Source organism: Microbacterium sp. SZ1 (assembly GCF_002362255.1).
Taxonomy (GTDB): Bacteria; Actinomycetota; Actinomycetes; order Actinomycetales; family Microbacteriaceae; genus Microbacterium.
The window spans coordinates 17847-41928 of record NZ_LPVV01000023.1; the positions used below are offsets into that span (position 1 = coordinate 17847).

26 protein-coding genes are annotated in these 24082 nt (G+C 70.9%); 12 read left to right on the top strand and 14 right to left on the bottom strand.

Going from position 1 to position 24082, the window contains the following annotated elements:
* The first annotated feature begins 11 nt into the window (after window positions 1-11).
* On the top strand, window positions 12-269 hold the full coding sequence (locus tag AUC47_RS09875; protein ID WP_096715043.1) for a type II toxin-antitoxin system Phd/YefM family antitoxin: 258 nt from the start codon (window positions 12-14) through the stop codon (window positions 267-269).
* Window positions 266-670: a type II toxin-antitoxin system VapC family toxin gene (locus tag AUC47_RS09880; protein ID WP_096715044.1), complete on the top strand. Its 405-nt coding sequence runs from the start codon at window positions 266-268 to the stop codon at window positions 668-670. Before AUC47_RS09875 ends, AUC47_RS09880 begins: the two co-directional genes overlap by 4 nt.
* A gap of 13 nt (window positions 671-683) precedes the next feature.
* On the opposite strand, the gene purU is transcribed toward AUC47_RS09880, so the two are convergent.
* Window positions 684-1535, bottom strand: a complete 852-nt coding sequence (gene purU / locus AUC47_RS09885; RefSeq protein ID WP_096715045.1) for a formyltetrahydrofolate deformylase — start codon at window positions 1533-1535, stop codon at window positions 684-686.
* A gap of 76 nt (window positions 1536-1611) precedes the next feature.
* On the opposite strand from purU, the gene AUC47_RS09890 reads away from it, so the two are divergent.
* On the top strand, window positions 1612-2088 hold the full coding sequence (locus AUC47_RS09890; protein ID WP_096715046.1) for a glutaminase: 477 nt from the start codon (window positions 1612-1614) through the stop codon (window positions 2086-2088).
* A gap of 31 nt (window positions 2089-2119) precedes the next feature.
* Here AUC47_RS09890 and AUC47_RS09895 read toward each other — a convergent pair whose 3' ends face one another.
* From AUC47_RS09895 to AUC47_RS09920, 6 genes are all read right to left on the bottom strand, one after another.
* Window positions 2120-2839, bottom strand: a complete 720-nt coding sequence (locus tag AUC47_RS09895) for a glutamine amidotransferase-related protein (RefSeq protein WP_096715176.1) — start codon at window positions 2837-2839, stop codon at window positions 2120-2122.
* A 44-nt stretch (window positions 2840-2883) separates the two neighbouring features.
* The gene (locus tag AUC47_RS09900; RefSeq protein WP_096715047.1) at window positions 2884-3624 is read right to left on the bottom strand and encodes a LysR family substrate-binding domain-containing protein; all 741 of its coding nucleotides are present in this window, start codon (window positions 3622-3624) and stop codon (window positions 2884-2886) included.
* Between the two features lie 126 nt (window positions 3625-3750).
* The gene (locus AUC47_RS09905) at window positions 3751-4158 is read right to left on the bottom strand and encodes a DapH/DapD/GlmU-related protein (RefSeq protein ID WP_096715048.1); all 408 of its coding nucleotides are present in this window, start codon (window positions 4156-4158) and stop codon (window positions 3751-3753) included.
* 88 nt (window positions 4159-4246) lie between these two features.
* Window positions 4247-5020, bottom strand: a complete 774-nt coding sequence (locus AUC47_RS09910; protein ID WP_096715049.1) for a DNA-formamidopyrimidine glycosylase family protein — start codon at window positions 5018-5020, stop codon at window positions 4247-4249.
* Complete coding sequence (locus tag AUC47_RS09915) at window positions 5020-5820, bottom strand: EI24 domain-containing protein (RefSeq protein WP_096715050.1); 801 nt, start codon at window positions 5818-5820, stop codon at window positions 5020-5022. Before AUC47_RS09915 ends, AUC47_RS09910 begins: the two co-directional genes overlap by 1 nt.
* Window positions 5821-5829: 9 nt before the next feature.
* Entirely contained in the window at window positions 5830-6516 is a 687-nt protein-coding gene (locus tag AUC47_RS09920) for an HAD family hydrolase (protein ID WP_096715051.1), read from the bottom strand.
* Window positions 6517-6766: 250 nt separating this feature from the next.
* On the opposite strand from AUC47_RS09920, the gene AUC47_RS09925 reads away from it, so the two are divergent.
* Window positions 6767-7516, top strand: coding sequence for a GntR family transcriptional regulator (locus tag AUC47_RS09925; RefSeq protein WP_096715052.1), 750 nt, complete (start codon window positions 6767-6769; stop codon window positions 7514-7516).
* A gap of 70 nt (window positions 7517-7586) precedes the next feature.
* On the opposite strand, the gene AUC47_RS09930 is transcribed toward AUC47_RS09925, so the two are convergent.
* Complete coding sequence (locus AUC47_RS09930) at window positions 7587-12260, bottom strand: ATP-dependent helicase (RefSeq protein WP_096715053.1); 4674 nt, start codon at window positions 12258-12260, stop codon at window positions 7587-7589.
* Window positions 12261-12329: 69 nt separating this feature from the next.
* On the opposite strand from AUC47_RS09930, the gene AUC47_RS09935 reads away from it, so the two are divergent.
* Window positions 12330-12740, top strand: a complete 411-nt coding sequence (locus AUC47_RS09935; protein WP_096715054.1) for a DUF6157 family protein — start codon at window positions 12330-12332, stop codon at window positions 12738-12740.
* An 18-nt stretch (window positions 12741-12758) separates the two neighbouring features.
* Here the strand turns inward: AUC47_RS09935 and AUC47_RS09940 are convergent, their stop codons facing one another.
* Window positions 12759-14357: an ABC-F family ATP-binding cassette domain-containing protein gene (locus AUC47_RS09940; protein WP_096715055.1), complete on the bottom strand. Its 1599-nt coding sequence runs from the start codon at window positions 14355-14357 to the stop codon at window positions 12759-12761.
* A gap of 341 nt (window positions 14358-14698) precedes the next feature.
* Here AUC47_RS09940 and AUC47_RS09945 point away from each other — a divergent pair, with 341 nt between their 5' ends.
* Window positions 14699-14959 (top strand): hypothetical protein, encoded by a 261-nt coding sequence (locus AUC47_RS09945; RefSeq protein WP_096715056.1) that lies wholly within the window; start codon window positions 14699-14701, stop codon window positions 14957-14959.
* Here AUC47_RS09945 and AUC47_RS09950 read toward each other — a convergent pair whose 3' ends face one another.
* Window positions 14960-15622 (bottom strand): alpha/beta hydrolase, encoded by a 663-nt coding sequence (locus AUC47_RS09950; protein ID WP_256999514.1) that lies wholly within the window; start codon window positions 15620-15622, stop codon window positions 14960-14962.
* Window positions 15623-15715: 93 nt separating this feature from the next.
* On the opposite strand from AUC47_RS09950, the gene AUC47_RS09955 reads away from it, so the two are divergent.
* The gene (locus AUC47_RS09955; RefSeq protein ID WP_096715057.1) at window positions 15716-16318 is read left to right on the top strand and encodes a DUF4916 domain-containing protein; all 603 of its coding nucleotides are present in this window, start codon (window positions 15716-15718) and stop codon (window positions 16316-16318) included.
* Between the two features lie 21 nt (window positions 16319-16339).
* Here the strand turns inward: AUC47_RS09955 and AUC47_RS09960 are convergent, their stop codons facing one another.
* Window positions 16340-17407 (bottom strand): threonine aldolase family protein, encoded by a 1068-nt coding sequence (locus AUC47_RS09960; RefSeq protein ID WP_096715058.1) that lies wholly within the window; start codon window positions 17405-17407, stop codon window positions 16340-16342.
* 68 nt (window positions 17408-17475) lie between these two features.
* Here AUC47_RS09960 and AUC47_RS09965 point away from each other — a divergent pair, with 68 nt between their 5' ends.
* Together AUC47_RS09965 and AUC47_RS09970 are read left to right on the top strand one after the other, a co-directional pair.
* The gene (locus tag AUC47_RS09965) at window positions 17476-19032 is read left to right on the top strand and encodes an MFS transporter (RefSeq protein WP_256999515.1); all 1557 of its coding nucleotides are present in this window, start codon (window positions 17476-17478) and stop codon (window positions 19030-19032) included.
* 16 nt (window positions 19033-19048) lie between these two features.
* Window positions 19049-19660, top strand: coding sequence for a GNAT family N-acetyltransferase (locus AUC47_RS09970; RefSeq protein WP_096715178.1), 612 nt, complete (start codon window positions 19049-19051; stop codon window positions 19658-19660).
* A gap of 28 nt (window positions 19661-19688) precedes the next feature.
* Here AUC47_RS09970 and AUC47_RS09975 read toward each other — a convergent pair whose 3' ends face one another.
* Both AUC47_RS09975 and AUC47_RS09980 read right to left on the bottom strand, forming a co-directional pair.
* Window positions 19689-20327 carry an SDR family NAD(P)-dependent oxidoreductase gene (locus tag AUC47_RS09975; RefSeq protein ID WP_096715059.1) on the bottom strand — a complete coding sequence of 213 codons (639 nt, stop codon included), beginning with the start codon at window positions 20325-20327 and terminating at the stop codon, window positions 19689-19691.
* A 124-nt stretch (window positions 20328-20451) separates the two neighbouring features.
* Complete coding sequence (locus tag AUC47_RS09980; RefSeq protein ID WP_096715060.1) at window positions 20452-21882, bottom strand: DUF6421 family protein; 1431 nt, start codon at window positions 21880-21882, stop codon at window positions 20452-20454.
* A gap of 71 nt (window positions 21883-21953) precedes the next feature.
* On the opposite strand from AUC47_RS09980, the gene AUC47_RS09985 reads away from it, so the two are divergent.
* From AUC47_RS09985 to AUC47_RS09995, 3 genes are read left to right on the top strand one after another with little or no spacing between them, the layout of a single operon-like run.
* Window positions 21954-22409 (top strand): Lrp/AsnC family transcriptional regulator, encoded by a 456-nt coding sequence (locus AUC47_RS09985; protein ID WP_096715061.1) that lies wholly within the window; start codon window positions 21954-21956, stop codon window positions 22407-22409.
* A 54-nt stretch (window positions 22410-22463) separates the two neighbouring features.
* On the top strand, window positions 22464-22754 hold the full coding sequence (locus tag AUC47_RS09990) for a DUF4287 domain-containing protein (protein ID WP_096715062.1): 291 nt from the start codon (window positions 22464-22466) through the stop codon (window positions 22752-22754).
* A gap of 36 nt (window positions 22755-22790) precedes the next feature.
* Window positions 22791-23765: a 1,4-dihydroxy-2-naphthoate polyprenyltransferase gene (locus AUC47_RS09995; RefSeq protein ID WP_096715063.1), complete on the top strand. Its 975-nt coding sequence runs from the start codon at window positions 22791-22793 to the stop codon at window positions 23763-23765.
* A gap of 12 nt (window positions 23766-23777) precedes the next feature.
* Here the strand turns inward: AUC47_RS09995 and AUC47_RS10000 are convergent, their stop codons facing one another.
* Window positions 23778-24062, bottom strand: a complete 285-nt coding sequence (locus AUC47_RS10000; RefSeq protein WP_096715064.1) for a DUF4229 domain-containing protein — start codon at window positions 24060-24062, stop codon at window positions 23778-23780.
* Window positions 24063-24082: the final 20 nt, after the last annotated feature.

Consider the following 24082-nt stretch of genomic DNA (forward strand, 5'->3'; position numbering starts at 1 on the left):
AGAATGGGCATATGTCGACCCACAACGTTCTGGACGCCAGGAACAACCTGTCGCGGCTGATCGCGGAATCGGAGAGCGGGGAAGACGTCGTCATCACCCGACGGGGGACTCCCGTGGCCCGCATCGTGCCGGTCGGTCCTGTCGACGTCGTTCAGAGCGGACGACTGCTCGTGGAGTGGATCGACTCCGCGCCCCTCCCGCCCCGGCTCTCGCGCCTCTCCCGAGACATCGACTCGCAGATCGCCGAAAGCCGGGACGCCTGGGAATGATCTACCTCGACTCCTGCATCCTGATCTACGCGCTCGAGGACGCGGGGCCCCGCGGCGACGGCGTCCGTCGCCTGCTCGGAGACACCGAGGAGATCGTGGCGTCGAGTCCGCTCGCGCTGCAGGAGTGCCTCGTCCTGCCCATTCGAGAGCGGAACCTCGAGGTGCGCGACCGGTACCTGGCACTCTTCGACCATCTCCAGAGCATCCCGCTCGACGAGGCGGTCTTCGTTCGTGCGGCGGAGCTCCGGGCGGACTTCGGCATCAAGACCCCGGACGCCCTGCATCTCGCCGCGGCGCAGGTGGCGGGATGCACCGAGCTCTGGACCAACGACCGGAGACTGCTCGCGGCGTCGCGTGGCCTCGCGATCGATGTGGTCGACCGTGCCGCCGAGTCTCCGTGACAGCGCCTGACCGCTAGAGGATGACGGTGGAGCGGCCGTGCACGATCACGCGGTCCTCCGCGTGCCACTGCACGGCCCTGGCGAGCACCAGGCGCTCGACGTCGGCGCCGCGACGCTGCAGCTCGGCCGCGGACTCGGAGTGCGTGACGCGCGTGACGTCCTGCTCGATGATCGGCCCCTCGTCGAGGTCGGCCGTGGCGTAGTGCGCGGTGGCGCCGATGAGCTTGACGCCGCGCTCCTTGGCTCGCGCGTACGGGTTGGCGCCGATGAAGGCGGGCAGGAAGGAGTGGTGGATGTTGATCACCGGCGCCTCGAGCCGCTCGATGAAGTCGTCGGTGAGGATCTGCATGTAGCGGGCGAGGACCACGAGGTCGACGTTGCCGCGCAGCAGCTCCAGCTGACGCTCCTCCATGACCTGCTTGTCGCCGGACGGGATGTGCACGAACGGCACCCCGAACGAGCGCACGGCCTCGGCGAGATCGGGGTGGTTCGACACGACCATGGTGATGTCGATGTCGAGCTGGCCGCGTTGCGTGCGCCACAGCAGCTCCATGAGGCAGTGATCGTACTTCGAGACGAAGATCGCGACGCGCTTGCGACGGGCGGTGTCGTGCAGCGACCACTCCATGCCGAAGCGCTCGGCGACCTCGGCGAGATCTGCTTCGAGGGCTGTGCGCGCAGCGGAGAGGCCCGGCAGGTGGATCACGGTGCGCTGGAAGAAGCGTCCGCCCTCGGAGTCGGTGGAGTGCTGGTCGAGCGAGATGATGTTCGCGCCGTGCCGGGAGAGCACACCGGCGACGGCGGCGACGATGCCGGGCTGGTCGTCGCAGGCGATGAGCAGGCGGGCGGTGTCGGGCTGGGGCATGGGGACTCCTCGGGGTGTGCATCGATTCTGCCGTGCCTGCGGGCCCCCGAGCGAATCGCGGCCCTACCCTGGAGGGATGGACGAGGTCGCGTCGCCCGCATCGCAGCTGCTCGCCGAGGCGCGAGCCGCGCTCGCCGGCGCGCCGCGCGAGGGCCTGGGCGAGGAGCGCGTCTCGCGGTGGCGCGGTCGGCGCATCGTGCGCATCGGCGACGCCTGGCACCTGGGCGTGCTGCTGCTCACCGACACGCACGCGCTCGCGACAGCGGAGGTGCTGCGCGCCGCCGACCCCGGACGCCGCGGCTACACGGCAGAGTCGGCTCGCGAGCGCGCCGAGCGACGCGCCGAGGCGCTCCGCGGCGGATTCGCCGAGGGCGAGGTCGCCCATGTGGGATGGACGGTGATCGACGTGGACGCCGTGGATGCCGGCGGGACGTCAGGTCCGCTCGCCCTGGTCGACGGAGTGCCGTCGGTGCACTGGAGCACGGCCGGTGGCTGGATGCCGCTGGCGGCGTATCTGCGCGAGCGCATCGAGCTCCTGAACCCGGGTCGTTGAGCGAGGAGCACAGCGACGCGACGAAACGCGTTCAGTTCGCGAAGGTCTCCGCGAAGCGGCGGAGCAGGGCCGCGCCCTCGGTGACCGACGCCGAAAGCACCTGTCCCTGCACGAGGTCGAACTCCTCGGGGTCGAAGTACCCGGTCGTGCGGTAGAACGTCATCCGGTCGGCGAAGTCGCGTGGAGTGGGCTCGGGGTGGAACTGCGCCGTGTACAGGTGCGTCCCCACCCGGTAGGCCTGCACCGGGCACGCGTCGTTCGTGGCCAGCAGCACGGCGCCGGAGGGCAGCGCGACCGCGCTCTCCTTGTGCGCCGTGAACACCGTGAGCGCCGGAGCGCTGGGGCCGAACACCGGATCGGAGTCGCCCGCGACGGTCGTGCGGATCACGGTCGCGCTCGCCGCTTCGGGCGTGGAGGTCGTGACCTCGCCGCCGAGCATCCGGGTCACGACGCCGATGCTGAAGCACGTGAAGAACGCGGCGACACTTCCGTCGATCGCCTGTCGCGCGAGGGTTTCGAGGTCGGCCTCGACCCGCCGCTGCTCGGGCGACTTGCTCTCGTCGGTCACGTTGAAGGGGGAACCGCCGACGACGACGCCGCGATACCGGCTCAGATCGACGGTGTCGAGGCGATCCGTGAGGAGGTCGAGGCGGTCGACCACGTCGACGCCGAGCGCCCGCCGGAACGAGGCGTGCTCGGCATCCGCTGCCCCCAGCTCGGGGCGCACGCAGACGTAGAGAAGCGAGACCACCACGAGAGTCTAACGAGCGGTGAGGGCGCGGCCCGACGCGGCCGTCACCGCGAGGAGTTCGCGGTACGACCCCGCACGATGCCGACGAACGCGTCGACGTCGTCGGTGGTGCGGTCGCGCAGCCACGAGAGCGCGACGGTCGAGGTCGGGCCGTCGACGAGCGGTCGATGGTCGACGTCCTTGCGATGGTGCAGGCGCGCGAGCGACATCGGCACGATCGCGATGCCCGTTCCCGTCGCGACGGTGGTGATCGCGTCGCCGGTCGTCATCGCCGAGAAGCGCGGCGCGACGGCGCCCGGCACGTCGAGCGGCCCGAGGACGTCGTCGGAGAGCGGGATGACGACCTCGCCCGCCAGGTCGGCGAGCGTCAGCTCGTCGGCGGCCTGCAGGTGCGAGTCGACCGCCGCGACCACCACGGGCGTCTCCTCGTAGAGGGGGATGACGTGCAGGGCGTCATCGGCGAGAGGCAGTCGCACGATCGCGGCATCCAGGGTCTCGAGGGCCGCACGCTGAGCGGCGACCTCGATCGGCACGAGCTCGAGCGGCACGTGCGGCATCCGCTGCTTCCAGGCGTCGATCCACTTGCCGGGGGTGGCCCCGGGCACCGCGCCGAGACGGAAGAACCGCGGCTCCTCCGGTGCGGCGGGCGGCGCGTCGAACACGACGCTCTCGGTCTTGCGCCGCGGCTTCGGCGGCGGGAAGCGCTGTGCGGGGGCGGCCTTGTTCCGCCGCGCGGGCACGCCCTTGCCGGAGCCGCGCGAGGGTCGTCGTCCCTGGTTCGCCATGCGTTCCAGAGTACTCGCGCCGCGCTCGGCGACGCGGCGGCGAGTTCTGCGGTACGCAGCGACCTCTGCGGCCACGCGCGAGCGGTGAGGCCGCGAGAGTTCGCCAACGCCGCAGAAGTTGACCGCTCAGGCGGCGAGCCAGAGCCCCTTCGGGTTCGTGGCGATGGTCAGCCCTGCGGCCACCGTCTCGTCGTCGCCGATGCGAGCACCGCGGACGATGCGCGCTCCGGCTCCGATCTCGGTGCGGACGCCGATGTGCGCGTGGTCGCCCACGGCCGCGCCCTCTCCGATGTGCGCGTGCGCCTCGATGTGCGCACCCTCGCCGATCACGGCATCCGGTTCGATCCATGCGCCGCGGGCGATGGTCGCCCCCGCGCCCACTCGGGCACCGGGTTCGATGTAGGCGCCCGCTTCGATGTGCGCCTTCGGATGGACCTTCGCGCCGTGCGCGACGAGACCCCGACCGTTCGCGTGCTTGCGGTACCGCAGCGTCGCGCCCTGGTCGTTCTCGATGTCGACGTAGTTCTTGCCCACTGTTCCTCCCGTGTTCCGGAGACCTCCGGATATATCAACAACCACAAGAGGTTCGGATTCATTCCCCGGAATGGATGGGGGGTTGACATCATCTCTGACAGACGGGGCACCAGAAGGTGATGCGCTCGCGGGTGGGATCGGCGCCCAGTTCGCCGCGCCGGATCAGGGTGCCGCACCGTCGGCACGGGCGCCCTGCACGGCCATACACCCAGGTGCCCTGCCCCGGCCGGTCGACGCCCGTGAACGTGCGGTGCCGGCGGTCGCGGTTCGCTCGGATCGTGCGCACACCCAGGGCGATCAACGAGGGCACGTCGACCTCGGCGGCAGGAGTCGTGGGCAGCACTCCTCGGAGGAACAGCAGTTCAGCGGCGTATTCGTTGCCGAAGCCCGCGACGTTGCGCTGGTCGAGCAGGGCCACATGGATGCTGCGGTCGTCGGCGCTCACGCGGCGCGCGGCCTCGACGGCATCCCAGTCCGGACCGAGCGGATCCGGTCCGAGGTAGCCGACGAGCTCCTCCTCGTCCCGCGTCGGGACGACCTCGATCTCCGCGAGGTCGATGCCGACCGCATCGCGCTCGGCGGTGCCGACGATCGCGCGCACCTTGAACGCCGGATGCCGCCACCTCTCGCCGTGGCGATAGACCAGCCAGGCTCCGTCCATGCGCAGATGCGAATGCAGGGTGGTGTCGCCGATGCGCAGCAGCAGATGCTTGCCGCGGGCGACCGATGCCACGACGGGCTGGCCGGTGAGGTCGACGGTCGCGAAACGCGGGACCCGCAGGTCGAAGCGCGTCACCTCGGCGCCGACGATGGCCTCCTCGAGGCGGCGCGCCGTGCGGAAGACGGTATCGCCCTCGGGCATCAGGCGCCCTCGAGCGACGGCGGGGTGGCCGACGGGTGGGAGGCGGGCGGATGGGCGGCCGGTGCGACCGGGGTGCGCTCGAGCATGCTGCGCGCGAGAACCGTCGCCCCGGCCACGGCCGCGGGCATCACCGCGACCGCGCCGCCGGGCACGAGGAAGCACAGCTGCGTCGCCGCGCCGAATCCGAGGACCCTGGCGCGACTGCCCCGGAACAGCGTCGCGCGGTCAGCGGGCGAGAGGTCGCGCGCATCGAACGCACGGCCGGTGAGCTCGCGAGCCAGCACCCGCCCCGAGAGCAGTACGCCGACGACAGGTCCGAGGATGCCGCCCACGAGCGGGATGAGACCGAGCAGCAGCACCACGATCGCGACGAGAACGCCGAGCAGGACCAGGCGGATGCCCTCGCCGAGCGCCGACCAGAAGCCGCCGCCGTCGGAGGCCGGCGCGTCGCCGAGGTCGGACTCGACCGCCCGCCAGATGCGCTGGTAGAACGGATCCCCGATCGCGAGCGCCAGCGCGCTGAACACCGCGCCGGCGAGGGCGAGGGCGGCTGCGAACAGCACGATGCCGACGACGCCGCGGAAGAGGTCGCGCCACGGCTCGGCCCAGCCGTCGGCGAAGGGCGTGGCCCAGTCGGCGATCGTCCAGAGCGAGAACGCGAGGGGGATCAGTGCGGCGAGGAGCAGCAGCCCCGCGATGACCGCCGGCACGAGACCGAGCGCCATCAGTCCTGGTCGCCGCCGCCACGTGCCGAAGCCGCGGAAGAGCATGCGGACGCCTTCGCCGAACTCGCGGATCATGCGTCAAGCCTAGGAGACGGGCGCCCCGACGATCGCGAGCAGGGTCGAGAGGTCGACCTCGCCGAGGGAGACCGCGCGGTGCACGCCGGGCGGAACGGCTCGGCCGGGATCCCCGACGACGAGCGTCGGGCAGCCGGCGGCGACGGCGGCTGAGGCGCCGACCAGGGCGTCCTCGAGCACGAGGCAGCGGTGCGGCGGCATCCCCAGCGCGGCCGCCCCGAGCAGATACGGATCGGGTGCGGGCTTCGTGAGCGGGGTGTCGTCGGCGGTGATCGAGGCGCGGAACGGCGAGAGGTCGACGTGCTGTCCGAAGTGGTCGACCCAGTGCCGCGGCGAGGAGGTCACGAGCGCCAGCGGGACGCCCGCCGCGGCGAGCTCGGCAAGCAGGCGGCGGGCGCCGGGTTGCCAGGAGATCTCGTCGCCGTAGCGTGCCAGCGCGCGGCGGTCGAGCTCTTCTGCGACGGCGTCGACGTCGCGCGGCAGGTCGAGCCGATCGCGCAGGAGCGCTGCGGTGCGGGCGAGGTCGAGCCCTTCGGATGCCGCGACGAGACCCTCGGCATCCGTCCTGCCGCGTCCCGACGGCAGGTGATCGTGCACGAACCGCTCGACCACCCGGAGCCAGGTGGCCTCGGTGTCGAGCAGCGTCCCGTCCATATCGCTCAGCACGGCCCATCCGGGTGACTGCTCGCCCGACATCGTCCTCCTCCGGTCACGTCGATCACGACCAGATCGCCGTGTCCATCCGCTCGCGCAGAGGAGGCCGCGTCGCGGCGCTCCGAGGAACAGCGGGTGAACGGCAGGGGGACGGACGGTGAAACCCCGCGGACACGTGCGTGCACGTGTGCAGGCAACGGCCCCGAGTCACGCGGTGGAGGGCGGATGCAGGGTTACGCTGACGCCTGATGTGCCGGACCCCGAATCCGGCGATGCGAGAGGGGAGCGAGTCATGCACCGATATCGGGAGATCGCGCGCGACCTGACGATCCGGATCGCGGACGGCGACTTCGACGCGACCGGCATGCTCCCCGCAGAGGCGCAGCTCGCCGAGTCCTTCGAGGTCTCGCGAGGCACGGTGCGCAACGCGCTCGTGCTCATGGCGCGACAGGGCGCGATCGCGCCGCGCCGCGGATCGGGGTGGCTGGTGCGCACGACCGCCCTGAGCCAGCGATTCTCGGAGGTGCGGTCGTTCGCGCAGTGGGCGCGCAGCCGGGGGATGGAGCCGGGCGGACAGGTCGTCGCGCAGCAGCGCCGCAGCGCGACGCCGACCGAGCTGCGCACGCTGCGTGGACACGGCGGCGGCGGGACCGGCCCGACGCAGGTGCTGGAGGTCGTGCGGCGGCGGACCCTGAACGGGCGGACGGTCATGCTGGAGCGCACGGCGTATCCACCGTGGATCGCTCCGCTGATCGAGGCGCTGCCCCCGGATGAGCCGTCGGTCGTCGGCGCCCTGGAAGCGCAGCACGGGGTGCGCATGGTGCACGGCGAGCATTCGATCGACGCGATCGCCGCACCCAGCGAGGACGCCCGGCTGCTGGACGTGCGCCGGTCGAGCCCGCTGCTGCGGGTGCGACGGGTGAGCTATGCGGCCGACGGTCGGGCGATTGAAACGGGGGACGACCGGTACCTCCCCGACGTGATGTCTTTCCAGGTGCAGGCATCGCTGCAGGGCACGTCGCTCACGCGGCGCACGGGATGAGGCGGGCTGTCGGGCTGCTGCCGACTGTCGGGCTGTTGGCCCGTCGGGCGGCTGTCGACGCGTGGGCGACTCAGATCGCCTTGCGCAGCGAGTAGCCGCGCGGGGTCGCCACGAAGCCCGCCTCCTGCAGTGCAGTCGCGAGCACGGTGCCGTACACGCCGTCTCCATCGACCTTCTCGACCGTGAGCGTGTCGAGTCGGCGCGCCCGGGAGGTCGCGGCGAGGTCAGCGGCGGCCGCGCGCAGCACGTCGGGATCGTCGCTGAAGGACAGGACCGTCTTGCCGCCGCGTTCGAGGTACAGCACGAGGGAGCCGTCGACGAGGACCACGAGCCCGCCGGCCTTGCGACCCGGACGGTGCGACACGTCGGCTCGTTTCGGCCAGCCGAGCGCGGCACCGTACGGGTTGGCCGGGTCGGTCGCTGCGAGGGTCACGGCGGCGAGCGGAGGCGGGTCGGCGAGACCGGCGAACGTGCGGAGGCGGTCGACGGTGGCGGATGCCGCGAACTGGGCGGCGCCGAGCTTCTCGATCACATAGCCGCGGCGGCAGTGCCCTGCCTCCTCGAATCCTGCGAGCACCCGGTAGGTCTGTGCGAAACCACCGGGCACGCCCTCGCTCTGCACCGCGCCGCGCGTCACGACGCCGTAGCGGTCGAGCAGGAGCCCGGCGGTGACGGTCGCGCGGCGCGCGGCATCCGTCTCGATGGTGGGCAGGAGCGACCATCGCCCGCCGACCGAGGTCGGACGCGGGGTGGAGCGGGCGAGCGACATGCCACGGTAGGCGCGCGTGCGCGGGGCGCGGCGCGTCACCCGGTGGGCCTGCGATCCGCCGGCGAGCAGCGAGCGGATGGGGGCGAATGTGTCGTTGGTGACACGCCCCGACCAGGTGAGCGACCAGAGGGCTTCGAGCACGGACTGCTCGTTCTCGGCGCCCGCCATGTCTCGGAGCTGCGAGGCGAAGTACGCACCGCCTGCCTGCAGGGCGTCGAGCACCCGCGCTTCGAGCGAATCGGCGGCGATCTCGTCGTCGGGCTCGGGGAGCGTGAACGGCGCGAGGTCGGCGGGGTGCAACGACACCCACCCGTCGCGACCCGGGAGAGTGCCGTGGCCCGACCAGATGACCTCGCCCGCCGCGGTGAGTTCGTCGAGCAGAGCGGGGGAGTAGTCGCGCACCCGGGAGGGCAGGACCAGCGACTCCCAGGCGCTCGCCGGCACAGGCACGCCGGCGAACTGCTCGATCACCGTGAGCACGCCGTCGATCCCTTCCAGCGGCCGGTTCAGGTGCTGCCAGTCGGGGAGGAAGCGGGCGTACGCCTCGGGGGAGACCGGTTCGACGCTGCCGCGGATCGCCGCGAGCGAGCGCATGCGCAGCCGTCGCAGCACCTCGGTGTCGCACCACTCGGTCTCGGTGCCGCTGCCGGATGCCTCGGGCAGGAAATATCCGCTCGTCAGACGTCCCGCGTGTTCCAGTCGTTGCAGGGTGTGCCGGGCGACGGCCGCGCCGATGCCGAGGCGGGTGGCGAGAGCATCCGTCGTGAAGGGGCCGTGGGTACGGGCATACCGGGCGACGAGGTCGCCGAGCGGATCGGCGAGAGGTTCGAGGAAGGCGACGGGGATGCCGGTGGGCAGGGCTGCGCCGAGGGCGTCGCGCAGGCGCCCCGCGTCTTCGATCGCGGCGATGCGGGTCGTGCCGGCGATGGTCACGGGGATCGCCCGCCGGGCGGCGACGAGGGCGTCGAGGTGCACTGCGGCTTCGTCCCGGGTCGCGGGCGCGGCGGGTGCGGTCTCTGCGGTGGCGGTCGCTGTCTCGGACCCCGCTTCGAGGCGGAGCGCCACCTCATCGGCATCCATCGGCCCGAGCATGCGCAGCAGGTCGGCGACGCCCTCGAGCCCGCGCACGCGACGCTCGGGGTCGAGGCGCTGGGCCTCGCGCTCGAACTGAGCGATGACCGCGGGGTCGAGGAGCTCACGCAGCTCGACCGTGCCCAGCAGCTCGCCGAGGAGCGCCGGGTCGACCGACAGCGCGGCGGCGCGGCGTTCGGCGAGCGGTGAGTCGCCCTCATACATGAACGCGCCGACGTAGCCGAAGAGCAGGTCGCGGGCGTAGGGCGACGGCTGGCCGGGCTGGGTCTCGACGAGGCGGATGCTGCGGTCGGCGATCGAGGTGGCGAGCCGGCGCAGCGAGGGGAGGTCGTAGACGTCCTGCAATACCTCGCGCAGCGTCTCGAGGATGACGGGGAAGGTCGGATGCCGACGGGCCACCTCGAGCAGCTGGGCCGATCGCTGCCGCTGCTGCCAGAGAGGCGTACGACGATTGGGGTTCGTGCGCGGCATCAGCAGCGCGCGGGCGGCGCACTCGCGGAAGCGCGAGGCGAACAGGGCCGAGCCGCCGACCTCCTGCGTGACGAGCTGCTCGAGCTCGTCGGGGTCGAACACGAACAGCTCAGCGCCCGGCGGCTCGGACTCGGCGTCGGGCAGCCGCACGATGATGCCGTCGTCGCTCGCGACCGCCGACCCTTCGACGCCCAGCCGCTCGCGGACGCGGGCGTTGATCGCGAGCGCCCACGGCGCATGCACCTTCATGCCGTACGGGGAATGGAGGATCACCCGCCAGTCGCCGACCTCGTCATGACCACGTTCGACCGTGAGCGTGCGGTCGGTGGGCAGTGTGCCGGTCGCTTCGCGCTGCTCGGTGAGATGCGCCATGAGGTTGGCGCGCGCCTGCTCGTCGAGTCCGGCGTCGATGAGCCGCTGGGTCGCCTTGTCGGGGCTTGCCGATGACACCTCGCGCGAGAACTTCCCGAGCGCCTCACCGAGTTCGAACGGGCGGCCGATGCCGTCGCCGTGCCAGAAGGGCACCTTGCCCGGCTGCCCGTATGCAGGGATCACATTGACGCGGTCGTGCGTGATCTCGGCGATCCGCCAGCTGGTGGTGCCGAGGGTGAACACATCGCCGACCCGGGATTCGTAGACCATCTCCTCGTCGAGTTCGCCGACCCGCGCGCCGGTGCTCTCGCCTGCGACGAAGACGCCGAAGAGACCGCGGTCGGGAATCGTGCCGCCGCTCGTGACGGCGATGCGCTGCGCGCCGGGGCGACCGGTGAGTGTGCCGGCATCGCGATCCCACACGAGGCGCGGTCGCAGCTCGGCGAACTCGTCGGATGGGAACCGGCCGGCGAGCAGGTCGAGGGTCGCCTCGTACGCCGAGCGGGGCAGCGACTGGAACGGCGCGGAGCGCCTCACGGTCTCGAACCACTCCTCGACGCTGATGGCCCCGAGCGCGCTCGCCGCGACGGTCTGCTGCGCGAGGATGTCGAGCGGGTTGCGCGGCACCTGGATGGCCTCGATCTTGCCCGCCAGCATCCGCTCGGTGACGATCGCGGTGTGCAGCACGTCGCCGCGGTGCTTCGGGAACAGGGCCGCGCGGCTGATCTCGCCGACCTGGTGACCGGCCCGGCCGACGCGCTGCAGGCCGGACGCTGCGGACGGCGGAGCCTCGACCTGGATCACGAGGTCGACCGCGCCCATGTCGATGCCGAGTTCGAGGCTGCTCGTCGCGACGACGCAGCGCAGGACACCGGACTTCAGCTCCTCCTCGACCTGGGCGCGCTGCTCCTTCGACACCGAGCCGTGGTGGGCCTTCGCGAGCACGGGGTCGGCGCCGGCGGTCGCGCCGGCCTGCGCCATCATCCCCGCCGGCACTGTGGCCTCGGGGAGCGGGACGCCGATGCGCTCGGAGTAGATCTCGTTCAGTCTGCCCGTCAGACGCTCGGCGAGGCGCCGCGAGTTCGCGAACACGATCGTGGAGCTGTTCTGCAGGATGCGGTCGACGATCGCCTCTTCGACGTGCGGCCAGATCGACCCCGTGACCTCGGTGTACTCGGCGGAGCCGTCGTCGGCGGCCGCGCCGGCGGCACCGGGCGGCGGAGGCGGGTTGGTCATGTCGTCCATCGGCACGACGACGCCGAGCTCGAAGGTCTTCGATGCCGGCGGAGCGACGATCTCGACGGGTGCTGCGCCGCCGAGGAAGCGCGCGACCTCGTCGATCGGCCGCACCGTCGCCGAGAGTCCGATGCGCTGGGCGGGTTCGTCGTGGCCGTTGGTCTGGCGCAGCGCGTCGAGTCGCTCGAGGCTCACGGCGAGGTGGGCGCCGCGCTTCGTGGCGGCGACCGCGTGCACCTCGTCGATGATCACGGTGTGCACGTCGCGCAGCGTCTCGCCCGCGCGGCTCGTGAGCATGAGGTACAGCGACTCGGGGGTGGTGATGAGGATGTCGGGCGGGTCGGCGACGAGTTTGCGGCGGTCGCTCGACGTGGTGTCGCCGGAGCGAACGCCGACCGTCACTGCGGGCGCCGGCATGTTCAGCCGTCGGGCGGACTGGCCGATGCCGATGAGCGGCGACCGCAGGTTGCGCTCGACGTCGACGCCGAGCGCCTTGAGCGGTGAGATGTAGAGGATGCGGGTGCGCGACGCATCGGCATCCTTCTTGGCCTTCCTCTCCTGCCCCTTCTTCGCGGTGGCAGCCGCCTCGACCGCACCCGCCGCGATGCGCTCGCGGAACACGCTGTCGATCGCCCAGAGGAACGCCGACAGCGTCTTGCCCGAACCGGTCGGAGCGACGACCAGAGCGTGCTTTCCGGCCGAGATGGCCTCCCACGCCCCCGCCTGCGCGGGGGTGGGCGCAGTGAACGCCCTGCGGAACCAGTCCTGGGTCGCGGGGGTGAAACGCTCGAGCACGTCGCTCATCCCTCCATCATCACCCGGACCACCGACATGGGGTTTCGGATTGTCCGACCCCCGGAGCATGCTGTAGGCATGGCGACGCACACCACCGACTACCGCGCCACGTTCATCGAGGTCGCCGAGGACTGCCCGGTCGACCACGCGCAGGAGCCGCCCGCCGGCGAGAGGCCCACGATCGCGGCGCTGCACTACCGACTGATCACCGAGAAGCCGTACGGACGCACGTCGGACGACGTGATCTTCGAGACCCATGCGCTGCGTCAGGGCATCGACCCCGATGACGCCGCGGCCCGCGAGGCGTTCTTCGCGAAGGGCCAGCCGTGCCTGCGCTCCTCGCCGCTCGGCAAGCGCTACGGCTGGGGCATCGACCATGACGCCGAGGGCAGGGTGGCTCTCGTTCCGCGCGAATCCGAGGAGTACGCGGTGCGGGCCTCCGACCCCGCGATCGCCCACACGAAGGCGATGCGGAGCCGGCGGGCGTGACCCAGAGCGCCGCGGACCTCAGTCGACCTGCTGCAGCATCCCGTCGCCGTCGATCTCGAGGGTGAGGTCGAGGTCCAGCCGCGCGAGGAACGCGTCGTCGTGGCTCACGACGAGCACCGCGCCCTGATACGCCTTCAGGGCTTCGACGAGCTGGTCGACGGTGTCGATGTCGAGGTTGTTCGTCGGCTCGTCGAGCAGCACGAGATGCGGCGGGGGATCGGAGAGCAGCAGCTTCGCGAGCGCGACGCGGAACCGCTCCCCGCCCGACAGCGCGGCGACAGCCCGGTCGGCCGTCGCCCCGCGGATCAGGAAGCGCGCCAGTCGGTTGCGCAGCTCCTTCTCCGGAACGTGCGGCGCGGCAGCTGCGATGTTCTCGAAGACCGACCTGGTCTCGTCCAGCCCGTCGACCCGCTGCGGCAGGTACCCGACGCGATCCGTCAGGGGGAGCGCCGTGAGCGGACCGCGGACACGGTGGTGCACCAGGTCCTCGAGCAGAGTCGTCTTGCCGGCGCCGTTGCGCCCGATGAGCGCGACCCGCTCCGGACCCTGCACGACCCACGAGCGCTCGCCGTCGCCGATCTCGGCGATCCGGCGCGTGCGTGAGACCTGCGGATCCGGCAGCTCGATCTTCATCGACGCGTCGGAGCGGATGCGGCGCCCTGCTTCGTCGAGCGATGCCCGCGCGGCATCCTCCTTGGCGCCGACCTCGGTGCGCAGCCGACCGGCCGACACCTCGGCGGCCATCCGACGTCCGTGCGCGATGATCTTCGGCACGCGCTTCTCGATCTCGGCCTTCTTGGCGGTGCGCGCACGGTGCGCGAGCTTGACCTCCGCCTCGATGCGCTGGCGCTTCTCCTTGCGGAACTCCTGCTTCGCCGTCGCCTCGGCCTGCCGGGCGGCATCCTGCTCCGCGTCGAGCCAGGCCCGCCACTCGGAGTACGGGCCGCCGAAGACGCTGAGCGTCTGGGCGTAGAGCTCGGCGGTGTCGTCCATGAGCTCGAGCAGCGAGAGGTCGTGGCTGACGACGATGAGCGTGCCCTTCCAGGCGCGCACCATCGCGGCGAGCTTCGCTCTCGCATCGCGGTCGAGGTTGTTGGTCGGCTCGTCGAGCAGCGTGATCGGCGCGCGTCGCAGGCGGATGCCGGCGATCGCGACGAGTACGGCCTCGCCGCCCGACAGCTCCCCGACGCGCCGGTCGAGGAACTCGGGGGCGAGTCCGGCATCGGCGAGGGCCACCTCGGCGCGCGCCTCGATGTCCCAGTCGTCGCCGACCGCGTCGAAGTGGGCGGGATCGACGTCGCCCCCGCTGATGGCACGCACGGCATCGAGCGCGGCGGCGACGCCGAGCAGGTCGGCCACACGGCGATCCACGTCGAGGGTCAGCTGCTGCGGCAGGTACGCGACCTCGCCCGTCGTCGAGATGGACCCGGACGTGGGGTCGAGCTCCCCGGCCATCAGCCGCAGCAGCGTGGACTTGCCCGCGCCGTTGCGGCCGACGAGGCCGGTGCGGCCGGTGCCGAACGAGCCGGATACGGAGTCGAGTGCCGTCGAGCCGTCGGGCCAGGTGAACGTCACGCGGTCGAGCGTGACGGATGCGTGAAGGGTGGGGGTGGTCATGGGGTCTCCTGTCGAGTGCGGGGTGCACTGACACCGGTCGCCCTGCTCGGGAGTGGACACCCCGGGAGCGGAGCCGCGAGGAGCGGCATCCATCAGAAGGACGGAGGGCGGTGGTCGGCCGTGGAGTCGGCGATCGTCGGGTCAGCGCGCGGATGAGGGAGCGCGAAGGCGACGATTCAGATCAAGGGACTTCCAGACACCGCGGACAGGACTCCACGACGATACCCGGGCGTGTCGCGGATGCGCAACCCCGGGCGTGTCGCGCTCGCCGCGAGCGCGTTCCGAGGCAGGTATGCCGATCGGGGGATGCCGGATCGGCGCGCCGTCCGTACGGTGGAGTCATGGCAGATCGCGAACCCAGCCCCCAGGAGATGCGCACCCGGCTCGGTCTCGGCGCCGGGATCGCGATCGGCATGGGCGTCGGGGTCGCGCTCGGCGTCAGTTTCGACAACTGGATCCTCGGGATCAGCATCGGCATCGTGATCGGCCTGTCGCTCTCGGTCGCGATCGGGCAAGCACCGTGGCGGCGTCGCGACTCCGCGGACCATCGGACGGACGACACCGACGAGCAGACGGACCCGGAGGGACCCGTACCGCGCTGACTATCCGTGGGTCTTCGCGACCCGTTCGACCCATCTGTCGAGGAACGTCCGCACGTCGCCGAGCTCGTCCTCCGAGATGCTGTGCGTGAGGCCGGTGTGTACGCGGCCCGACAGCTCGGAGTGCGCGGGCAGCCACTCCGCCGTGTGCGCCACGAGGGTGGAGGGGATGACGTCGTCGTTCGTCCCCCGTCCCCAGAACACGTGCGGTCGGAGCTCGGCGAGTTCGCTGTCGCGGGGCAGCTCGCCCGGTGCGGCGTAGCCGCTCAACGCCACCACGGCGTCGACGCTCTCGGGCGCGAGGCGCAGTGCCTGCAGGGCGACCGCCGCACCCTGCGAGAATCCGAGGAGGGCGACGGACGCCGCATCCCCGCGCTCCGAGTCGAGCCAGCTCAGGAAGGCGCGCGCGGCCGTGGTGACGGCGATCGAGCTGCGCCCGTCGAGGCCCTCGATGGGGTACCAGGAGCGGCCGGGCATCGGCCACGGCGGCGCCAGCGGCGCGGCGACGGATGCCACGGCGATGCCCTCGGGCAGGTAGGGCACCAGACCGAAGAGATCGTGCTCGTCGGCGCCGTAGCCGTGCAGCAGCACGAGCAACGGCATCCCCGTCCGTTCGGCCGTCGACCAGCGCGTGAGCGCGCCGTCGAGCATCAGTTCCTCGCTCACGCCTCCATCCTGCCAGCCGCGTCCGACATCGGGCACGGGCCGGCATACCGGTCGTCGCTGTCCGGCCGGGGAGGCGGCTGGTAGAAAGGACACATGGCCGTCCGCACACCTGATCCCGAACCAGAACCCGACGACGGCATCGGCGCGTTCGGCGACGCGCAGCCGCCCGCTCCCGACGCGAATCCGGGGTGGCTGAGCGAGTTCGAGCTGGAGGAGGCGCGTCGCCGCCTGCCCATGCTCTACGTCGAGGCGATCCCGGTGCGCACCGACGGCTCTGGTCAGGTCACCGAGATCGGCATCCTGCTGCGCTCGACCCCGCTCGGCGAGATCACGCGCACGATCGTCTCCGGTCGCGTGCGGTTCGGCGAGACCATCCGCGACGCGCTGTTCCGGCACGTCGAGAACGACCTGGGCCCGATGGCGTTCCCGCTGCTGCCACCGCAGCCGCTGCCCTTCACGGTCGCCGAGTACTTCCCGATCCCGGGCGTCAGCGCGTATCACGACGACCGCCAGCACGCGGTGTCGCTGGCTTTCGTGGTGCCCGTCACGGGCACGTGCGAGCCTCGTCAGGACGCTCTCGAGGTCACCTGGTTCTCGCCCGAGGCGGCGGCGTCCGACGCCGTCGCCGCCGAGATGGAGGGCGGACGCGGCACGCTCATCCGCCTGGCGCTCGCGAACCTCGGCCTGCTCCGCTGAGCCCCGACGGAACCCTCGCGCTCAGGCGCGGGTGAGACGCCCGAGCTCGGCGACGAAGGCGTCGACGTCGGACTCCTCGGTGTCGAAGCCGCACATCCACCGGACCTCGCGTCGCGCGGCATCCCAGTCGTAGAACCGGAAGCTCTCGCGCAGGCTGTCGGCGATGCCGTCGGGAAGGGCGGCGAAGACGCCGTTCGACTGGGTCGGCTGCGTGAACGTGACACCCGAGATCGAGCCGTCGGAGATGCCCGCCTCGATCGATCCGCGCAGCCGCTGCGCCATCGCGTTCGCATGCTTCGCGTTGCGCAGCCACAGGTCGCCCTCCAGCAGCGCGATGAGCTGCGCCGACACGAAGCGCATCTTCGACGAGAGCTGCATGTTGAACTTGCGCGAGTAGGTGAGTCCGGTGGACGCCTCGGGGTCGAGCACCACGATCGCCTCGCCGAGCATGGCCCCGTTCTTGGTGCCGCCGAAGCTCAGCACGTCGACGCCGGCATCGCGGGTGAACGCGCGCAGCGGCAGGTCGAGGGCAGCGGCCGCGTTCGAGATGCGCGCTCCGTCGAGATGCAGCCGCATGCCGCGTTCGTGGGCGTGATCGGCCAGCGCGCGGATCTCGTCGACCGTGTACAGCGTGCCGAGCTCGGTCGACTGGGTGATCGAGACGACGAGGGGCTGCGCGCGGTGCTCGTCGCCCCAGCCCCAGGCCTCGCGGTCCACGAGCTCGGGGGTCAGCTTCCCGTCGGCGGTCGGCACGGCGAGGATCTTGAACCCGCCGATGCGCTCGGGGGCGCCGCCCTCGTCGACGTTGATGTGAGCGGAGGATGCCGCGATCACGGCGCCCCACCGGGGGAGCATCGACTGCAGCGCGGTGACGTTGGCCCCGGTGCCGTTGAAGACCGGGTATGCCTCGACTCCCTCGCCGAAGTGGGAGCGGAAGACCTCCTGCAGGCGCTCGGTGTAGGCGTCCTCGCCGTAGGCGATCTGGTGCCCGCCGTTCGCCTCCGCGATGGCCGCGAGGACCTCGGGGTGGACGCCGGAGTAGTTGTCGCTGGCGAAGCCGCGGATCGCGGGGTCATGCTGAATGCTCACCGGACAAGCCTAATCGCCACCGCAGATGGCCCTACCCAATGTCGGAAGGGAGCCCTACCCTCGGAGCCATGGAACGCACAGCCGCGCAGCGGGCCTTCGCGAACGTTCTCGTCAACACGCTGATCGCCAACGTGACGACGAGCTTCCTGTGGTTCGCCCTCACGTTCTGGGTCTACATCGAGACCCAGTCGGTGCTGGCCACGGGCATCATCGGCGGCGCGTACATGCTGTTCATCGCGTTCTTCGCGATGATCTTCGGCACCATCGTCGATCGGCACCGCAAGCACACCGTCATGCTGCTGTCCAGCGTGATCTCGGCCGCGGCGTTCCTCGTCGCCGGCATGCTCTACGTGTGGCAGCCCGAGTCCGCCCTGCTCGACCTCGGTGGGCCGTGGTTCTGGATCTTCTCGCTCGTGATCCTCTTCGGCGGCGTGATCGAGCAGTTGCGCAACATCGCGCTCTCCACGACGGTGACCCTTCTCATCCCGGAGGAGCGGCGGGCGAACGCGAACGGCCTCGTCGGCACCGTGCAGGGGCTGGCGTTCCTCGTGACGAGCGTGTTCTCCGGGCTCTCGATCGGCTTCCTCGGGATGGGGTGGACGCTCGGGATCGCGATCGTGGCCATGGTGCTGACCTTCGTTCACCTGCTCTTCATCCGCATCCCCGAGGGCACGCCGACGCCCGATCCCGATGCGCCCAGCGCGCTCGACTTCCGGGGCAGCGTCGCGGCCATCAGACTCGCCCCCGGCCTGTTCGCGCTGATCGTCTTCTCGACCTTCAACAACCTCATCGGCGGCGTGTACATGGCGCTCATGGACCCGTACGGGCTCACTCTCTTCGACGCGCAGATGTGGGGCTTCGCCCTCGCCTTCTCCTCGACGGGCTTCATCATCGGAGGGGCGCTGGTGGCGAAGTTCGGTCTCGGCGCGAAACCCATGCGCACGCTGCTGCTCGTGGTCATCGCGATGGGACTGCTGGGCTCGATCTTCATGCTTCGCGAGTGGTGGCCGCTGTACGTGCTGGGCATGTGGGTCTACATGGCTCTCGTCCCGCCCGCCGAGGCGGCGGAGCAGACCGTCATCCAGAAGGTCGTCCGCTACGACCGTCAGGGCCGCGTGTTCGGCGTTGCGGCGGCCATGGAGGCGGCAGCGGCTCCCATCACGGCGTTCCTCATCGCTCCGATCGCGGAGTTCCTGATCATCCCGTACATGGACTCCTCGGCAGGCCAGCGGCAGTGGGGCTGGCTGCTCGGCGAGGGCGACGCCCGCGGCATCGCCCTCATCTGCCTGTTCGCCGGGCTCATCATGGTGGTCGTCGGCGGCCTGGCGTTCTTCACGAAGTCGTACCGCAAGCTCACCGATCTGTACGCGAATGCCCCGGAGCAGAATCCGCAGGCGGATGCCGGCGAGGGAGCCGCGGATGCCGGAGCGACAGGAGATGCCGGAGTGACAGGAGATGCCGGAGCGGCTGCGGATGCCGAAAGGGCGGCGCCGGTCGGAGAGGCGCCGGGAGCCGGAACGGCCGGGTCGGCTGGAGAGGCGCTGGTCGACCCGGTGTCGGCGCGCGGCGGCCGAGCGTCGGCGGAGGAGGCGACTTCGGCGGAGCGCGATCGTGCCGCGGAATGAACCGGACGCGGACGAGATGCCTCAACGCCCGACGCACACCATCCCCGACCTCCGGGTCGTGCCCGCGAACGAGGCGCGGTGGGACGACCTGCAGGCGATCCTGACCGGGACCGCAGGGCGATGCCAGTGCGAGCGGCAGCGCCTGGGCGACGGGGACTGGTGGTACATGCCCGTCGAGGAGCGCCGCGACCTGCTGCGAAGCGAGGCGCACTGCGACGACCCCCGGTCGCGGGAGACGATCGGCCTCGTCGCCTACCTCGACGAGGACCCGGTCGCCTGGTGCGCGGTCGACCGGCGCAGCGTCTACGGGCGGCTGCGGGGGTCGTCGGTGCCGTGGAAGGGAAGGCACGAGAAGAAGGACGACGATCGGGTCTGGGCGGTGGCCTGCCTGATCGTCCGGCCGGGATTCCGCGGTCGCGGCCTCACCCATCCCCTCGTCGCCGCGGCCGTCGACCATGCGCGATCGCGGGGTGCGGTCGCGATCGAGGGGTATCCGATGCTCACGGGCGGATCGACCGTGTCGTGGGGCGAGATGAACGTCGGATCGGTCGGGGCGTTCACCGCAGCGGGCTTCGTCGAGGTCAGCCACCCGACGACCCGCCGGGTCGTCATGCGGCGCGAGCTCTGACGGCGCCGACGTCCCGGCGAACCCCGGCTCAGATGTCGAGGATGCGGTCGTTCAGTGCGTCGGCAGAAAGATCCCACAACTCGAGCACTGCCGAGGCGAGCGAGTCCGCGTCGAGCGCTTTCGCCCGGAAGATCACGGAGGCGGCGCGCAGAGGCCCCCCGGCATCGCGCGCCGCCTTCGCGAACCCCTGCGCCGTCGCGCGTCCCCAGGCTTCGCTCGCGGCCTTGACCGCGGCATAGTTCGCTCCTCCGGCGAGCGGCCGAGCCACCGCCGTCGATGACACGAGCGCGAAGCGCCCGGCATCCGACTCCCGCAGCAGCGGGTCGAAGGCCCGGCTCGTCGCCCGCACCGCCTCGAAGGCCGGCAGGAGAGCGTGCAGATCCTCGTCGGACTGCCCGGCGAGCCCGCCACCACCGCGCCATCCGCCGACGAGCGGGATCACGCCGTCCACCGCACTTAGGCCCGACGCGAGTGCGCTCATCTCCGCGAGCGATGTCGCATCGGCCACGGCTGTCTCGGCACCCAGCTCGCGCAGCGGCGTGAGCCCGGCATCCGATCGGCCGGTCGCGATCACCCGGGCACCCGCGGCCACGAGGGCCTGTGCCACACCGAGTCCCGCTGCGCTCGTCGCCCCGGCCAGGACGATGGTGCGTCCGTCGACGCTCATCCGGTCACCTTTCGCGCTGGGTCAGTTCTGCGGTGATGGGCACGTTCTGCGGCCACTGCGGCGCGAGATGGCCGCAGAACCTGCGTCCGGCCGCAGAACGTGCACCGAACTCGGGAGAGTCCGATCAGTCGTCGGAGCCGCGGATGCCGACGGTCGACTCGATGACCGGCTTCATCTTCTTGTCGAGGGTCTCGAAGAACATCGACAGCGGGAACTCGTCGTCCATCACCGCATCCGTGTAGCCCTTGGGCGCGCCGGCGAGGATCTCGTCCGACAGCCCTCGCGCCCACTGCGAGGCGGGGTGCGGGGTGAGGGTTCCGCGCACGAGCTCGTAGGCGGCGAGCCAGTGCGCGACCTTCGGGCGGTCGATCGAGTGCCAGTAGAGGTCGTCGATCGCGTCGCCGAGGGCCACCACGGCGTCGGGCACGTTGTCCCAGTCGAACGCCAGAGCCGTGTCGGTCCAGTGCAGCACGCCGCGCTGGTGCAGCCACGCGAACAGCAGCTGTCCGCCGACCGCGTCGTAGTTGCGGGTGCGCGTGCCCGTGATCGCGAAGCGGAAGATCCGGTCGAAGATCACGGCGTACTGCACGAGTCCTGCGTGATCGAGCATCTCCTGCTCGTCGGCCGTGAGCTGCTCGCCCGCCTCCTGGCGAGCGGTCAGGGCGCGCTCGATCTTCACCGATTCGCGGAACGCCGTCATGTCGCAGCGCATCTCCTCGAGCGAGTACAGGAAGAACGGCATCCGCTGCTTGATCATGAACGGGTCGAACGGCAGGTCGCCGCGCATGTGCGTGCGGTCGTGGATGATGTCCCACATCACGAATGCGCGCTCGGTCTGCGCCTGGTCGTCGAGCATCGCCGCAGCGCGCTCGGGCAGCTCGAGGTTGGTGATCTCGGCGGCAGCGCGCACGACGCGGCGGTATCGTGCGGCTTCGCGGTCCTGGAAGATCGCCCCCCACGTGAACGAGGGGATCTCGCGCATCGCGACCGTCTCGGGGAAGAGCACCGCGGAGTTCGTGTCGTAGCCCGGCGTGAAGTCGACGAGGCGCAGCGAGACGAACAGCTTGTTGCCGTAGTCGCCGGCCTCGAGGGCGGCGATGAACTCCGGCCAGATCGTCTCGACGATGAGCGCCTCGACGAGGCGGTCGCTCGAGCCGTTCTGCGTGTACATCGGGAAGACGACGAGGTGACGGATGCCGTCGACGCGGTGCTGCTGCGGCTGGAAGGCCATGAGCGAGTCGAGGAAGTCGGGGACGCCGAAGTCCGAGGCGGACCAGCGCTCGAAGTCGACGACGGATGCCGCGAGGTACTCGGCGTCGTGCGGGAACGCGGGGGCGAGAGCGCGGATGCCGGCCGTGATCGCGGCGACGAGCTCGCGCGCGGCGGCGTGGTGTCCGGCGTCCGGGATCGACCCGTCCTTGACCTGCATCTCCCGGATGGCGATGGCCGCGTCCTTGAGCTGCGCCCACGCCGCCGACTGCTCGGCGGTCGCCGCGTCCTCCACGACCTCGGGTTCGCCGACGATGGCCTGAGTGCTCAGGGTAGGAGTGGACATGGAACCTCCGATCGGGGCTACAGACGGAAATTTTCCGGTGATTTGGGAATCCTGACGATAATCTTACATCCATGGACGATTCTGTCGATCGCGCGATCCTGGCCGAGATATCCCGCGACGGGCGTGCAACGCTCGCGCACCTGTCGGAGTCGGTCGGCCTCTCCGTGTCGGCGGTGCAGTCCCGACTGCGCCGCCTCGAGACGCGCGGCGTGATCACCGGCTACCGCGCGATCCTCGATCCCGAGCAGGTCGGCGCTCCTCTGTCGGCCTTCATCGAGATCACGCCGCTCGACCCCGCCCAGCCCGACGACGCCCCGGAGCTGCTCGAACACCTGACGGCGATCGAGGCGTGCCACTCGATCGCGGGAGATGCGAGCTACATGCTGTTCGTCCGTGTCGCGACGCCGCGCCACCTCGAGGAGCTCGTCCGCGACATCCGCCTCGCTGCGAACGTCAACACCCGGACGACGGTCGTGCTGCAGACGTACTACGAGCACCGGCCGCTCGTCACGGTCGCCGAGGGATAGCGCGCGCCGAGCGGAGCGCGGTACGGTGACCACAACCGACGCACAGGAGCACCGATGTCCTTCCAGGCATACCTCGACAAGGTCGAGACCCAGACCGGACTCACCCCGCGGCAGTTCATCGAACTCGCGAAAGAGAACGGCTTCGACGAGACGACGAAGTCCACCGTCGTCCTCAACTGGCTCAAGGAGGAGTACTCCCTCGGCCACGGGCACGCTCAGGCCATGGTGCACGTGATTCTCAAGGGGCCGAAGATCGGCGACAAGCACGTCGGCACGGGCGGCGCGCACGGCGACAAGAGCGACACGCTGTGGCTGGACGGCAAGGACTCGAACCCGAACCCCTGACCGGCCGGAAAAGGCGCGGCCAGTAGGATTCCCTCCGTGGCAGCATCGACCCAGCGCAAGAAGAAGAGCCGGCCCTCGTCGCGGAAGCCCGTGCGGGCGAGCGGCAACCCCGCGAAGAAGCCGATCGTCGAAGCGGGCCCCATCACGGCTCGGGACTGGATCGGCGCTGCGCGCCTGCGGACCCTTCCGCTCGCGATCGCCCCGGTGGTCATCGGCACGGGCGCTGCCCGCAGCACCGGACCCGAGTTCCACTGGGTCATCGCCCTCGCCTGTCTCGCCGTCGCCGTGCTGCTGCAGATCGGCGTGAACTTCACGAACGACTACAGTGACGGCATCCGCGGCACGGATGCCGTGCGAGTCGGCCCGGCGCGACTCACCGCCTCCGGGCGTGTGAAGCCGCGCACCGTGCTGGTCATCGGACTGGTCTTCTTCGCTCTCGCTGCGGCCGTCGGCGTCGCGATCGTCGTCCGCACGGAGCAGTGGTGGATGCTGGCGGTCGGCGCCGCGTGTATCGTCGCGGCCTGGTTCTACACCGGCGGCAAGCGCCCCTACGGCTACTTCGGGCTGGGCGAGGTCTTCGTCTTCGTGTTCTTCGGGCTCGTCGCGACGCTCGGAACCACGTGGGTGCAGGTCTTCCAGCTCCCGCAGCAGGCGTGGCTCGGCGCGATCGCGGCCGGACTCTTCGCCTGCGCGGTGCTGCTCGCCAACAACCTTCGTGACATCGATCAGGACCGCCTCGTCGGCAAGCGCACGCTCACGGTGCTGATCGGCCGTCGCCCCACGCAGGTGCTCTTCACGCTCTTCGTGCTGGCGCCCTTCGGCATCCTGGTCTTCCTCGCGCTGCTGTACCCGATCGCGTGGATCGGCGTGCTCGCACTGCTCGCGGGGCTGCCGGCGATCCTCATCGTGTGGACGTATCGCCAGCCGAAGGAGCTCGTGATCGCCCTCGCGCTGACGTCGCTCACGGCGCTGCTCTACGCGGGCGCGCTGTTCTGGGCCTTCGCGGGCTGACGCCGAGACGCGTCAGGGGTGGTCTGACCCGTCGACCGCGGCGTCCTCGACATCCGCGTCGGCCTGACCGGCCACCGGGCGCCCCTCTCGGCGCTCGTGGATGCGCGCCGAGGCGTCGGACAGCGGAGTCCGCAGGAAGATCATCGAGATGCTGGCCCCGATGAGCGCGGCGAAGATCGCGGCGAGCCACCAGAACTCGCGGAAGATCGGGAAGAAGAACCACATCACGGCGAGCGGGACGAGGAACGCCAGCAGCCGCAGCACGGTGTAGACGAGGAGAGGGGCGGGCTTCTTCACCAGGACAGTCTACGTTCGGG